Raw genomic sequence first — 13,996 nt, forward strand, 5'->3', positions numbered from 1 at the left:
GGAAAAAATGTATTTTCTTTTTTGAACGTTAATAAAGGATTTGATAGTGAAATTGATTGGAATATTCAAGAGTATGGAAAACTATGGGTATACAATTTAAATTATTTTGATTTTTTAAACCAAGCAAACACGGATATAGATGAAGGAAAGCGGTTGATTTTAGATTTTATTTATCAAGATCATAAACTGAAAGACGCTCTTGAGCCTTATCCTATTTCCTTGAGAGGAATGAATTGGATAAAGTTTTTGTCTAAGAACAACATTCACAATAAAGAAATAGATCAAGCTCTTTACAATCATTATCAAATATTAACTCACAATTTAGAATACCATTTATTAGGAAATCATTTGTTAGAAAATGGATTTTCTTTATTATTTGGGGCTTGTTATTTTAAAGATGAGCAATTGTACAAACAGGCTAAAAAAATATTAGTTGATGAATTAGAGGAGCAAATACTGCAAGATGGTGGGCATTTTGAACTGTCACCAATGTACCATCAAATTATATTACATCGAATTTTAGATGGAATCAATTTAATGAAGTTAAATCCAGGGAGGGTAATTGAAGAGTCTATAAAGTTACTCTTCAAAGAAAAAGCTGAAAAAATGCTATCTTGGTTATCAGAGGTGACTTTTGAAAATGGAAACATACCTATGGTAAATGATAGTGCTCATAATATAGCAATGAGTTCTATAGATTTATTTAAATATGCAGATAGTTTAGGGCTTAATATAGGTTCTGTTAATTTAGATGATTCAGGTTATAGGAAAAAGAAAATAGGAGTTTTTGAATTATTTATGGATGTAGGGGATATAAAACCAACATATCAACCAGGACATACACATTCAGATACTTTTAACTTTGAGTTATTTGTGTATGGAAAACCATTTATAGTAGATACGGGTACTTCTACCTATGAAAGTAATTCAAGAAGAGAATTAGAGCGTGGTACAACAGCTCATAATACAGTGACTATAGGTGGTGTAGAACAAACACAAGTATGGGGTGGGTTTAGGGTTGCTAAAAGAGCGAAGATACTAAGTTTAAAAGAATCGTTAAATGAGATAGAGTCAACTCATAATGGATATGAAGCATTAGGGGTACTACACACTCGAAATTTTTTATACAATGAAAATGAGATAGTAGTTTTAGACAAGCTGACTAGAAATACATCATTAATCCAACAAGCACATTTTCATTTTCATCCAGACTACAAGGAGTTTACAGTCGTTGAGAATGAGATAATTTTTAAAAATGGTGAAATTAGAATTAAATTTGAAGAGGAAATACTGGATATTAATAAAGAAACATATCAATATGCTATCGGATTTAATAAAACAGTAACTTCAAGTAAAGTGGTTGTTCAGTTCAGTAAAGAAATTAAAACTATAATTCAAAAATGAAAATATTAATATTTTATCAATATTTTACAACTCCCAAGGGTTCGTGGGGAACTAGAATTTATGAGTTTGCAAAAGAGTGGGTTAAAGAAGGGCATGAGGTGACTGTGGTGACTAGTATATATTCCAAATCGGATTTACAAGCTAAAAAGTTAATAGAGACTCAATATTTTGAAGGAATTAAAGTAGAAGTAGTTAATGTTAAAATAGATAATAAACAACCTATATTAAAAAGAGTGTTTACGTTTGTTTATTATGCTATAATTTCTTCGTGGTATGCTATATTTATGAGATCAGATATAGTGATTGCATCTTCTGGGCCAATAACAGTTGGGATTCCAGGCTTGATTTCAAATTTCTTTAAAAACGGGAAATTCGTATATGAGGTAAGGGATTTGTGGCCTGAAGTAGCTATAGAGTTAGGTGTTATTAAAAATAATACGATAAAAAAAATAGCATTTTATATTGAAAAAAAATTATATAAAAAGGCAAAATTAGTAGTTGGTCTTTCACCTGGAATGAGAGATTTTGTGATAAATAATTTTAAACATACAAACACAATATCAGTGACTAACGCGAGTAATATAAATCTATTTGGTTCTGAATATGAGTTTCCTAAAAATGATTTTTTATCAAAGGAAACGACTTATGCTATATATACAGGAAATATTGGAAGAGTAAACAACTCTTATTGGTTAGTTAATACAGCTAGATATCTTAAAAAGATTGGTAGAGAGGATATTAAAATAGTTTTAGCGGGAGATGGTCAGCAAAGAGAAGAAATTTGTGAAATAGCGCGAAGCGAAGATTTAGATAATTTTATTTATTTAGGTTTAATATCGAAAGAAAAATTAGTGCCATATATTAAAAATGCTATAGCATCATTAGTGCCTTTAGAAGCAAATCTTGTCTTAGATACCTCTTCACCAAATAAACTTTTTGAATCATTAGCAGCAGGGGTCCCAGTTATTCAAACAACAAATGGATGGATAAAAGAATATTTAGATAAGAATAGAGTAGGGTTTACCTTATCAGGAACATCTGAAAGTGAATTAGGAAATTTATTAGTGGAATTATCAGATAATGGTGAGTTAATCTATGAATACAGTAAAAATGCAACTAACTGTGCTGCTCGAGATTTTGATCAAAAAGTATTAGCAAAAAAGTATTTAGATGCTTTAAAAAAATTACATGAATGAAAATATTAATTACAGGATCAAATGGATTTTTAGGGAGTCGTTTTGTAAGCTCGTATAAAGATAAATTTGAGTTATTAACCCTAAGTAGAAAAAATGCAGATATTTGTATTGATTTAGGAGCAGGTGATGAATTAGAGTCTATAGATACAGATATTGTCATTCATGCTGCTGGAAAAGCTCATACAGTACCAAAAACAGAAGCTGAAAAAGAAGAGTTTTTTAAGGTGAATTTAAAAGGTACACAAAACTTAGTAAGGAGTTTGAAAAATGTTAAAACATTTGTGTTTATTAGTACTGTAGCTGTTTATGGAGTAGAGTCAGGAGCTAAAATTAACGAAAAACATAAATTAGAAGGACAGACACCTTACGCTAAAAGTAAAATTTTAACTGAGAAATTTTTAAGTGAACATTGTAAAGAAAATAACATAAATCTTTTAGTTCTTAGATTGCCGCTTTTAGCCGCAGAAAATCCTCCTGGTAATTTAGGGACTATGATTAGAGCTATGAGTCATAAAAGATATTTGTCTATCAATAAAGGAAAAGCAAAAAGAAGTGTAGTATTGATAGAAGATATTGTGAATTGGTTACCATCTTGTTTTGGTAAAACAGGTATATATAACCTTACGGATAACGATGATCCGACTTTTAGAGAATTGGAACTTACAATTGCTAATCAATTAAATATTACTCCCCCTATTTCATTACCTTTATTTGTTGCAAAGTTTTTAGGTTTTATGGGAGATATGTTTAGGTTGTCTTTTATTAATAGTGATAAAATTAATAAAATGACTAATAGTCTTACTTTTTGTAGTAAAAAGGCTATAGAAGAATTAGAATGGAACCCTAGAAAAGTAAAAGAAAATTTTAAAATACATTAACCTATCACCGATCATCGCTAACCGATCGATCACCGACCATCGAATATCGGTCACCGCAACCCGAAGAAGCCAGTGCTGAGCTTGTCGAAGTAGAGTTGAGATTGGTCATCGAGCGGAGTCGAGATGCAGAATAAAATTAAAAAGGAATAAAAAATCGCCAATCGAAAATCGCAAACCGAAAATCAAAGTCAAAACACATGTATATCATTACTTTCTTAACCCTTGCATTACTATCATTAGTATACTTAAAGGTAGCAGACAAATTAAATATTATAGACAAACCCAATCAACGTAGTTCACATACCATACCGACCATTAGAGGAGGAGGGATTCTATTTGTATTTGCCTTTTTTATTTATGAAATAAGTACAGGGTTTAACGAAGTCTACTTATCTATAGCAGTTTTATTAATTGCAATAGTCAGTTTTATTGATGACATGAAAACTTTGTCAGCAAAAATTAGATTTCCATTTCAGGTAGCGGCGGTAACTTTGGTAATGTATCAAATAGGCTTGTTTAATATGCCAATATGGATTCCTATGATTGCGATTTTTGCATGTACTGGTTATATTAATTTCTACAATTTTATGGATGGAATTAATGGAATTACAGGTTTGTATAGTATGGCCGTATTATGTGGTGTGTATGTAGTGAATCAAGAGAATCCTGTATTAAGTAATGAATTGATTATATACCAATTATTGGCCTTAGTAGTATTTGGATTTTATAATTTTAGAAAAAAAGCACGCTTTTTTGCAGGGGATATCGGAAGTATTTCCATAGCATTGATTTTAATTTACATGACGTTTACTTTGCTTTACGAAAAGGAATCACCTATTTATATATTGTTGTTAGTAGTATATGGAGCTGATGCAGCCTTAACGATGTTATATAGAGTGCTGATTAAAGAAAGCTTAACCGAAGCCCATAGGCATCATATCTATCAAAAGTTGGTAGATAGAACTGCTTTATCACATTTACAAGTTGCAGGTTTATATGCGATATTACAGTTAATAATTATAGGGTTGATTAATGTTGCTTTACCTCTTTCTATACAAGCACATTACCTACTAACAGGAATTGTGATAGTAGTGCTTACCATCATGTATTTTATTATATTCGCTAAAATGGAAAAAATAAAAAAAGATAACCAATAACCGAACCCCGACAATCGCAACCCGATAACTGATCACCGACCATCGCGCTAATCGAACATCAAAAAAATCGAAAAAAATGAAATGTAATTTAGAAGTTTGGGAAGTTGCACATCAGTTAACGATAGAGGTGTATGAGTTGACAAAAAGTTTCCCAAAAGAAGAGTTATATGGATTAACAAGCCAGGTAAGAAGGAGTGTGTCGAGTGTACCGACAAATATTATAGAAGGCCAAGCAAGGCAGTATAAAAAAGAATATATTCAGTTTTTATATATTGCAAAAGGATCTATAGAAGAAACAAATTATCACTTATTTTTAGCAAAAGATTTGGCATATATTACAGAAGAACAATATTTGGAATTATAAAAACTATGTATTAGAATAAAACAAATGTTATACAAATTAATAAAGTCATTAAAATAACCGCAAATCGCAACCCGATCACCGAAAATTGAAAATCGAAATCCGAACATCGCTAACCGAAGAAGCCAGTACTGAGCTTGTCGAAGTAGAGTCGAGATTGGTCATCGAGCGGAGTCGAGATGCAGAATAAAATTAAAAAGAAATAAAGAATAAAAAATCGAAATCCGAACATCACCAACCGAACAAGCCTGTACTGAGCCTGTCGAAGTAAAACCCGTAACCCGAACAATCAATATAAATGATCAATAAAAAAGTTTTTCAGCTGATAGAAAACATAAGTGCTTTGTTTTCATTAAAAGCAATTGATTTAGGATTGAGTTTATGGTTAATTCCTTATTTAATTTTAAAAATAGGCTTGCATCACTATGGAGTATATGCTTTTGCCATGTCTTTGGTTTTGTTTTTTGTGAATGTGTTGAATTATGGATTCAATCTTTCTACGGTAAGAGAGTTGGCAAAGCATAAGGATGATCAAATAAAAGTAAACACTATTTTTAACGAGGTTTTATCTGTTAAACTGTTTTTATTTGGAGTGTTATATATATTATTTTTAGGGATAAGTTTTATAATACCTAAATTTTCAGAACATTTTAATTTGTACTTTTTTGCCTCTTTAGTTTTAATTGGGGATTTATTTTCTTTAAGATGGTTTTTTATGGGGATAGAAAAGATGAAGTTTATCACCATCATTCATTTATGTTCAACCTTGGTTTTTATAGGTTTGATTTTGTTGAATATATCAAAACCATCAGATTACATAATCATTCCATTGTACGAAGCTTTAGGAATGTTCATCAGTTCCTTGTTTTCTTTTATATGGGTACTAAAAAAATACAATATTCAAATAGGATTTATTTCATTTAAAGAGGTGTTAATCTATCTAAAAACACATTTTAATTCTTTTATAAATTTATTACTTCCATCTACCTCAGGAGTTTTTATAGTATTTTTATCAGGAATGTTAGGACTTCCTTCTTTTGTAGGATTAACACAAATAGGGATAAAATTAACGGCAGCTTTTACAACCTTAAATACAATTTTAACCAATGTTTTTTATCCTTTAGTAAATAGAAATAATGCTATGGAGTTTCCAACTAGGAAAATATTAAATATTTTAGGTTTTTTTGTAAGTGTGATGATGTTTGTGCTAGGAGAGTTTTTAACCAGAAATTGGTTGCATTTTGAAACTGAGGCCATGATGCAAAATATGATATTAATTGTAAAAATACTAAGCCCTATCCCTTTTTTAGCGGCAATAGTGTCTAGTTATGGTGTCAATGGTTTATTAACCAAATACAAGGATAAGTTATTTGGTAGGATAACCATAATAGCAAGTATGACCATGCTGCTATCAGCAATACTTTTAGTGCCATTATACCCAATAACAGGTGCAGTGCTGTCTTTTTTAATAGCGAGGATTGTGTATAGTGCTTTATCTTATTATTTTTTAAAAGCGAATAGTTAATTGATGAATATTCAAGAAGTCATAATAGGAATACTATTAATGGTATATGTAGGGGTTTCGTTAAAAAACCTGATAACTCAAACCCATAGTTTTTGGCTTAAGGCTTTTATGGTGATATTTACTGGAGTTCATTTTTCAATATCATTAGTTTTTGCTGTTTTTTTAGATCGTTTTTCTAACATTAATGATCCTAAAGATTTTTATAGTCTAGCAGATAATGCAGATAATTGGGGAGAAGTATTGGGGATGGGACATGATTTTATGGCTTCTGTAATTTATCCTTTTGTAAAAAGTGGAGTTGGAATAGAGCTCTTGTTTTTAATATTTGCAACTATTAGTTATAATGCCTTTTTAAGGTACTTTAAACTCATTGGAATACAACGATTGGAAAAGACACCCATACTGTATTTGTTATTTTATTTAATTCCTACCATACATGTATGGACAGCTTGTTTAGGTAAAGAGCCTTTGTTAGTGTGGCTAATGGTAGTGTTATTAGAAGTATTAAAAAATAATAAAGAAAATTGGAAATTGTTTTTGGTTTTAAGTTTGATCTTTTTAATTAGACCACATGTTTGTATAGTATTGCTTTTGGTTTTGTTGCTGTTAAAGTTTTTAGAATCAAAAATCTCAAAAGCCAAGAAGCTACAAATGATTGGTTTTACAATTTTATTGATAGGAATAACGACACTTGTTTTTATGAGGTTTTTCTTAAAAATAGAACCATTGTCTATAGAGGGATTTTGGGCTTATGTTGATAAGTTTCAGGGAGAAATAAGCAATAAGGGAGGGAGCGCGATAAGTGTTAAAGGAACTAATATAGCCTCTAGAGTCGTATATTTATTATGGATGCCCTTGCCTTTTATATATAACATCACCAATGTGCTTCAAGGATTGGTTGCTATGGAGAATGTTTATTATGTAATTGTAATTTTTATGATGTTTTACCGTTGTGTAAGAGAAAAATGGAGTTTAACATCACAACCTCACATTCAGTTTTCAATCATTGCAGCCATATCACTAATCATATTATTTGCTTCTTATTTATATAATTTAGGATTAGGAAATAGAATGAAGCTCATGTTTTTGCCCTACCTCTTTTACGGATGGATACAAATGAACAACCAAATGCCAAACCAAAGCAGTAGGATATGAAACAAAACAAAGTATTGTTAATGGTAGTCAATGTAGATTGGCTTTTTCTATTACATAGAGTAGAGTTTGCTAGAGAAGCTTTAAATCGAGGTTGGAAGGTAATAATAGCAGCAAAAAACACAGGTAAAGCTGGTGAAATTGAAAAACAAGGTTTTGAGTTTGTAAATATTGATATTTCACGTTCAGGTACAAATTTGTTTAAAGAAATAATAACCTTGATTAGTTTGTGGTGGTTATATATAAAAGTAAGACCAAATATGGTTTATCAAGTAACAATGAAACCTGTGATATATGGAACTTTAGGGGCTAGAATTTTAGGTATTCCAACTTTAAATGCAATTAGTGGCCTAGGATATAATTTTACAAATGAACGTAAAGGTCGTGTGCAAAATATCATGATTAAAATGATGCGTTATGGGTTTAATAAAAAAATAAATAGCTTAATTTTTGAAAACGATGAAGATTGTCAAGAGTTAAAAAACTTAAACATAATCAATCACAAAAACACAGTCAAAGTAATCAAAGGAATTGGGGTAGATTTAAATAAGTTTAAGCCTATAGAAACCCCTGCTATTGAAAAAATAAAAGTATTGTTACCAACAAGAATGCTTTGGGATAAAGGGGTAAAGGAATTTGTAGAGGCAGCTTTATTATTAGAAAAAGAATATAAAGGAATAGTGAAATTTGTCTTGTGTGGAAGATTAGATCACGAGAATAAAGAAGGGGTACCCTTAGAATATTTAACAAAACATCAAATTCCAGGTTACTTAGAGTGGATTGGGAGTCAAGAGGACATGATAACACAATATAAAGATGCAGCTATAGTTGTGTTACCTTCGTATAGAGAGGGGTTACCAGTAGTACTGATGGAGGCCTGTGCAATGGGAAAACCTATTGTTACCACTGACGCTATTGGCTGTAAAGAGTGTGTAGAAGAAGGCCTTAATGGATATAAAGTACCTGTAAAGTCGGTAAAAGAACTCGCTCATGCCATTGAAAAGTTAATCAAAGACCCAAAGCTTAGAGAGGCAATGGGAGAGTATGCTAGGCAAAAGGCTGAAAAAGAATTTGACAAGTCCGTTATTGTTAAGTTACACTTAAGTTTATGTGATAAATTACTTAAATAGATTAATTGAAAGAATAAAGTTTTTGGTTGATAACTTTGAACTGTATAAAAGATAAAATAACATAAGTTAGATTTTTTGAGATTACTCCGATAAACAAAGGTTAAAAATAGGATGGAAACCTTATATTTGCACTTATGAAGAAGTATATAATTGACATCATTAGTAATAACATCCCTAGGTCACTAGTGTTGTTGATAGATTTATTGATTGTAGCAATCAATTTTATCTTTACTTATTTTATTTCAGAAAATTTTTCTAAAGAATTAGATTTTGTAAAGTTAATCGTTCAATTACCTTATATATTATTAATTGCCTTAATTTCTTTTGTGATTGTAGGCTCCTATAAAGGAGTGATTCGCTATACGGGGTTAAGAGATACCATTAGTATCTATATGGGGATCACTTTGATGTCTTGTTTATTTATCATCTCTAATTATTTAAATGAAAGGATTGATTTTTCTCCTGCATACATATTAACCATTTCAACGATTATAGTACTGTTCCTGTTAAATGTAATGGCTTTAATTACTAGTAGGTTTCTCTTTAAGTTTGTCTACAAATCTGTCTTAAAGAAATCATTAGAAACCATTAATATCATGATTTTTGGAGCAGGTGAATTAGGAACAATTGTATATTCTACCTTAGAAAAAGAAAATGCACAACGAAATAGAATTCGTTGTTTTATTGATGATGATCCTCGTAAAAAAGGAAAAACCATTGATAGAATAAGTATTTATGGCTTAGAAAAAATAGACGAAGACTATGTGAAGTCTAGAGAAATTAAGGAAGTTATTATTGCGACAGACAAAATTTCTCAAAAGAGATTGCTAGAGGTGTCTGATAAGTTTTTAACGCTTGGAGTCAAGGTAAAAATGGTGCCTCCTGTAGTAAACTGGGTAGAGGGAGATTTAAACGTCAATCATATCAAGGAAATAAAGATTGAGGACTTATTAAACAGAACGCCTATTCATATTAAAAATCCCTTGATAGAAGAAGAGGTAAATGGTAAGGTGATTTTAGTAACTGGAGCTGCGGGATCTATTGGTTCTGGAATAGTAGAACAGTTGACTAATTATCATTGTGAAAAAATTATCTTAATAGACCAAGCAGAGTCATGTTTATATGATGTTGAGCAGGATTTAATAAGAAAGAGAAAAAGAAATGTTGCGTGTTATGTGGCAGATGTAAGGGATATAAACATGATGGAAATGGTTTTTAAATCACATAAACCTCACATGGTGTTTCATGCAGCAGCATATAAACATGTGCCCTTAATGGAAGCAAATCCTTATGAAGCGGTAAAAGTAAATATTGCTGGAACAAAAAATATTGCTGATTTGGCTTGTAAATACAAAACCGATAAATTTGTAATGGTTTCTACAGATAAAGCGGTAAATCCTACCAATGTCATGGGGGCTACAAAAAGAGTGGCCGAATTGTATATAAGTTCAAAAAACAAAGTAGATAATTGTACAAAATTCATCACAACCAGATTTGGAAATGTATTAGGCTCTAATGGTTCGGTAATCCCGTTGTTTAAAAAACAAATAGCTGATGGAGGACCAATTACCTTAACCCATCCAGAAATCACAAGATATTTTATGACCATTCCAGAAGCTTGTCAACTAGTGATAGAAGCTGGTTCTATGGGGCTAGGAGGAGAAATATTTATTTTTGATATGGGAAAATCTGTCAAAATTATTGATTTGGCTAAAAGAATGATAAAGCTATCAGGTTTAGAATATCCTAATGACATAGATATAAAAATAACAGGTTTACGTCCTGGCGAAAAATTATACGAAGAACTGTTGAATGATGGAGAAAATGCTTTGCCTACACATCATAAAAAAATAATGATCAACAAATCTGAATCTTTTAATGTGCAAGAAAAAATTGGACTCATAGAGGAGTTAATACATCTTACAGATCCTGAGAACAATATACAGATAGTAGAAAAAATGAAGCAAATTGTACCAGAGTTTATCTCTAATAATTCTATATTTGAAAATCTTGATAAAAAATAAAATGAAAATAGTTAAAAAGTTAAGTTTGTTCGTAGTGATACTTTTTATGGCCTCTTGTGCCTCTAGAAAAGATATCATTTATTTACAGGATTTAAATCTTAATGAAGGGCATAGTAGTGTAGAAATAGCGGATAGTGTATTTTTTAAAATGCCAACTTTTAAGCCAGATGATCGTTTAACCATTAACATATCTTCTATCAATCCAGAAGCAGCAAGGCCTTTTAATTTGTACATAACCTCATTTAATATGGGAGGAATAACTTCTGCGGGTCAACAACAACAGCAATCTTACTTGGTGGACAAAGATGGATATATTAGTTTTCCTCAGTTAGGGGAGTTAAAGGTGTTGGGGATGAATAGAATTGAGTTGCAAAAAGTTTTAGAGAAAAAATTAAAAATGTTTCTTCCGGATGTCATAGCCAATGTACAATTGGTGAATTTTAGAATATCTATGCTAGGAGAGGTAACCAAGCCAGGGGAGTACATTATAAACAGAGATAAAGTTTCAATTTTACAAGCCATTGGAATGGCGGGAGACCTAACTATTCATGGTAAGAGAGATAATATCAAGCTGATAAGAGAAGTAAATGGACTTGTGAAATACTATGACCTGGATTTAAGGTCTAAGGATGTCGTTAACTCTCCTGCCTATTTCTTGCAACAAAATGACGTAGTTTACGTTGCGCCAAACAAGCCTCAAGTAAATGCGTCAGCGAGTTCACCTACGGCTTCTTACATCATTTCGGCAACTGGGTTGTTAATCACAATCATTTCTATTTTAACTAGATAATCACTAATGGAAAACAATATAGAAAATATTTATAATAAGGAAAACGATTCTATCAACATTAGGGCGGAGGTAGAAAAATATTTAATTCACTGGAAATGGTTTGTTATATCTGTAATTGTTTGTGTTACAATAGCGGTGTTTTATGCAAAGTCACAAGTAAATATTTTTAAAACAAATGCTACCGTTTTAGTCAAAGAAGAAGGAAGTGCAGCCTCTGAATTACAAGTCTTTCAAGATTTGGCCTCTCTTGGGGCGGGGGCAAAAAACAATGTGATAGATGAAATTGAAATTTTAAAATCGAGAACCTTGGCAGAGGCTTATGTAAGAGCTTTAAACTTAAATTTTGCTGTATATCAACAACAGGGTTTAAAAAAGGTTGAGCAGTTTGAAGTTACACCAATAAATTACCAGGTGCTATCTGATCAAAATAATTTTTATGAATTAGATACCATCATTGATATAACTATATTAAACGATCAGCAGTTTGAATATCAAGTAGAAGGGCAGGATGAATTAAAGTCGGCTAAATTTGGAGAAAAAATAAAGATTGATCAGTACGAATTTTTATTCATACCGGAGTTTAAAAAATTTGAGGAGAATAGAAATAATTCTTATGAAGTGGTATTTACCAAACTAGCGGCTTCAATTGAAAAATTTAAGAACAAAATATCAGTAAGTCCAGTAGATGATTCAAATATAATAACTGTTTCACTACAGTATCCGATAAAAACAAAAGCTCAGTTGGTATTAAACACAATGATTGATTTGTACAATCAAATGTCTGTTGAAGATAAAAACCAAGTAGGAAAGAAAACAGATACTTTTATTGAAGAACGTTTGGCAGGGATCAAAAGAGAGTTAGACGAAGTTGATCAATTAGAGGAAGTTTATAAGAAAGACAAGCAGATTACAGATATAGAGGTACAAGCAAGAGTGTTTGTTGATGGAAAATCCTTAAATGATCAAGAAATTCTAAAAAGAACTACAGCGCTAAGTGTTGTGAATTATATGATTTCTAGTATAGATGATCAAAAAGAGGATTTTGAATTATTACCTACGAGTATCGGTATTGAGGATAATATACAGTTAAGTGCTTCAGTAGCCAATTACAATCAGTTATTGTTAAATAGAAACAAATACCCTAAAGAAAACCCTATTGTCCAAAATTTAAATGTGGAGTTGGCAAATTTAAGGGAGAATATAAAAAGATCTTTAAAAAACAACAAAAAGCAATTAGAAATAGGCTTGGCTTCTTTAAAAGAGAAAGAAAAAGAGTTTGAGGGAGAAATATCTTCAATGCCTCAAAAAATTCGTGAATATCGTACGATCTTAAGAAGACAAGAAATCATTGCACAGTTATATTCTTATTTATTGCAAAAAAAAGAAGAGAATAAAATATCTATGGCAGTTACAGTGCCAAATGCAAAAATTATAGACAGGGCTTATAGTGATAAAAACGCAGTAGCACCTAAAAAAGCAATGATAGCTTTAGCAGGGTTAATTATAGGTATTATTATTCCGTTTGGAGTGATTTATATAAGAGAATTATTAGATACCAAATTCCATTCTAGAGCTGAATTAGAAAAATATGTGTCGACACCTATTTTGGGAGATATTCCTTTTGATAAGTCAGAGGAAAAAGTAATTATCAAACAAGGTAGTAGAACTAGTTCTGCCGAAGCTTTTAGGTTGTTAAGAACCAATTTAGACTTTATCCTTTCGGGAGTTACAGATAAGTCTAAAGTGATTTTTGTAACCTCTACGATTTCTGGAGAAGGAAAGACCTTTATTTCGGTAAATTCAGCCTCTTCAATTGCGTTAACAGGTAAAAAAGTATTACTGGTGGGAATGGATTTACGTGCTCCCAAAATTACCCAGTATTTAGGGTTGCCAAATAGAAGTGGAGTAAGTAATTATTTAATTGGTCAAGAAGATAAAATTACAGATTTGGTCTTCCCTTTACAAGGTTTCGAAAATTTAGATGTTTTAAGTTCTGGTATTGTACCTCCAAACCCTGCTGAGTTATTGTTAAGTGCTAGGTTACAAAAAATGTTTGAGGAGCTAAGAGAACAATATGATTATATCATTGTTGATACAGCTCCAGTAAATTTGGTAACAGATACTTTAATGATGAGTAAACACGCAGATATGTTTGTATATGTTGCTAGAGCAAATTACTTAGATAAGCGTATGTTAGAAATGTCTCAAAAATTATATCAAGAAAAACGTTTGCCAAACATGGCGATGTTAATCAATGGTATGGATCATGAAAGAGTTTATGGTTATGGAGTATATGGTTATGGAGGATATGGATATCCAGATGAAGAAGAAGACAAGAGTTTCATTAAAAAAATATTTAGATTATAAATGTAAAAACCT

The 13,996-nt window shown here is 31.1% G+C and carries 11 protein-coding genes; all 11 read left to right on the forward strand.

What is annotated here, in order from left to right; translation table 11 throughout:
* The first annotated feature begins 21 nt into the window (after positions 1-21).
* The 11 genes from AXE80_RS01095 (at position 22) to AXE80_RS01145 (ending at position 13,984) form a co-directional block, all read left to right on the forward strand.
* On the forward strand, positions 22-1,404 hold the full coding sequence (locus AXE80_RS01095) for a heparinase II/III family protein (protein WP_206208129.1): 1,383 nt from the start codon (positions 22-24) through the stop codon (positions 1,402-1,404).
* Positions 1,401-2,600: a glycosyltransferase family 4 protein gene (locus AXE80_RS01100; RefSeq protein ID WP_068824076.1), complete on the forward strand. Its 1,200-nt coding sequence runs from the start codon at positions 1,401-1,403 to the stop codon at positions 2,598-2,600. Before AXE80_RS01095 ends, AXE80_RS01100 begins: the two co-directional genes overlap by 4 nt.
* On the forward strand, positions 2,597-3,478 hold the full coding sequence (locus AXE80_RS01105; protein ID WP_068824077.1) for an NAD-dependent epimerase/dehydratase family protein: 882 nt from the start codon (positions 2,597-2,599) through the stop codon (positions 3,476-3,478). The genes AXE80_RS01100 and AXE80_RS01105 overlap by 4 nt, the downstream gene beginning before the upstream one ends.
* Before the next feature lie 197 nt (positions 3,479-3,675).
* Positions 3,676-4,635, forward strand: a complete 960-nt coding sequence (locus AXE80_RS01110) for an MraY family glycosyltransferase (RefSeq protein WP_068824078.1) — start codon at positions 3,676-3,678, stop codon at positions 4,633-4,635.
* A 76-nt stretch (positions 4,636-4,711) separates the two neighbouring features.
* A complete protein-coding gene (locus AXE80_RS01115) occupies positions 4,712-4,999 on the forward strand; it encodes a four helix bundle protein (protein ID WP_068824079.1) in 288 nt (95 codons plus the stop codon).
* A 295-nt stretch (positions 5,000-5,294) separates the two neighbouring features.
* Positions 5,295-6,521 (forward strand): oligosaccharide flippase family protein, encoded by a 1,227-nt coding sequence (locus AXE80_RS01120; protein ID WP_068824080.1) that lies wholly within the window; start codon positions 5,295-5,297, stop codon positions 6,519-6,521.
* A 3-nt stretch (positions 6,522-6,524) separates the two neighbouring features.
* Entirely contained in the window at positions 6,525-7,676 is a 1,152-nt protein-coding gene (locus AXE80_RS01125) for a hypothetical protein (RefSeq protein ID WP_068824081.1), read from the forward strand.
* A complete protein-coding gene (locus AXE80_RS01130; protein WP_068824082.1) occupies positions 7,673-8,803 on the forward strand; it encodes a glycosyltransferase family 4 protein in 1,131 nt (376 codons plus the stop codon). Before AXE80_RS01125 ends, AXE80_RS01130 begins: the two co-directional genes overlap by 4 nt.
* A gap of 134 nt (positions 8,804-8,937) precedes the next feature.
* Positions 8,938-10,827 (forward strand): polysaccharide biosynthesis protein, encoded by a 1,890-nt coding sequence (locus AXE80_RS01135; RefSeq protein WP_068824083.1) that lies wholly within the window; start codon positions 8,938-8,940, stop codon positions 10,825-10,827.
* Between the two features lies 1 nt (position 10,828).
* Positions 10,829-11,617 (forward strand): polysaccharide biosynthesis/export family protein, encoded by a 789-nt coding sequence (locus AXE80_RS01140; protein WP_068824084.1) that lies wholly within the window; start codon positions 10,829-10,831, stop codon positions 11,615-11,617.
* A 6-nt stretch (positions 11,618-11,623) separates the two neighbouring features.
* Positions 11,624-13,984 (forward strand): GumC family protein, encoded by a 2,361-nt coding sequence (locus AXE80_RS01145; RefSeq protein ID WP_068824085.1) that lies wholly within the window; start codon positions 11,624-11,626, stop codon positions 13,982-13,984.
* The last annotated feature ends 12 nt before the right edge of the window (positions 13,985-13,996 follow it).

Origin of the sequence: Wenyingzhuangia fucanilytica, assembly GCF_001697185.1 — a bacterium.
Classification (GTDB): domain Bacteria; phylum Bacteroidota; class Bacteroidia; order Flavobacteriales; family Flavobacteriaceae; genus Wenyingzhuangia; species Wenyingzhuangia fucanilytica.

Excerpts from the sequence above, each read along its gene's own strand:
- AXE80_RS01100 (WP_068824076.1), top strand. The coding sequence starts at position 1,401 with ATGAAAATATTAATATTTTATCAATATTTTACAACTCCCAAGGGTTCG.
- AXE80_RS01105 (WP_068824077.1), top strand. The coding sequence starts at position 2,597 with ATGAAAATATTAATTACAGGATCAAATGGATTTTTAGGGAGTCGTTTT.
- AXE80_RS01110 (WP_068824078.1), top strand. The coding sequence starts at position 3,676 with ATGTATATCATTACTTTCTTAACCCTTGCATTACTATCATTAGTATAC.
- AXE80_RS01115 (WP_068824079.1), top strand. The coding sequence starts at position 4,712 with ATGAAATGTAATTTAGAAGTTTGGGAAGTTGCACATCAGTTAACGATA.
- AXE80_RS01120 (WP_068824080.1), top strand. The coding sequence starts at position 5,295 with ATGATCAATAAAAAAGTTTTTCAGCTGATAGAAAACATAAGTGCTTTG.
- AXE80_RS01125 (WP_068824081.1), top strand. The coding sequence starts at position 6,525 with ATGAATATTCAAGAAGTCATAATAGGAATACTATTAATGGTATATGTA.
- AXE80_RS01130 (WP_068824082.1), top strand. The coding sequence starts at position 7,673 with ATGAAACAAAACAAAGTATTGTTAATGGTAGTCAATGTAGATTGGCTT.
- AXE80_RS01135 (WP_068824083.1), top strand. The coding sequence starts at position 8,938 with ATGAAGAAGTATATAATTGACATCATTAGTAATAACATCCCTAGGTCA.
- AXE80_RS01140 (WP_068824084.1), top strand. The coding sequence starts at position 10,829 with ATGAAAATAGTTAAAAAGTTAAGTTTGTTCGTAGTGATACTTTTTATG.
- AXE80_RS01145 (WP_068824085.1), top strand. The coding sequence starts at position 11,624 with ATGGAAAACAATATAGAAAATATTTATAATAAGGAAAACGATTCTATC.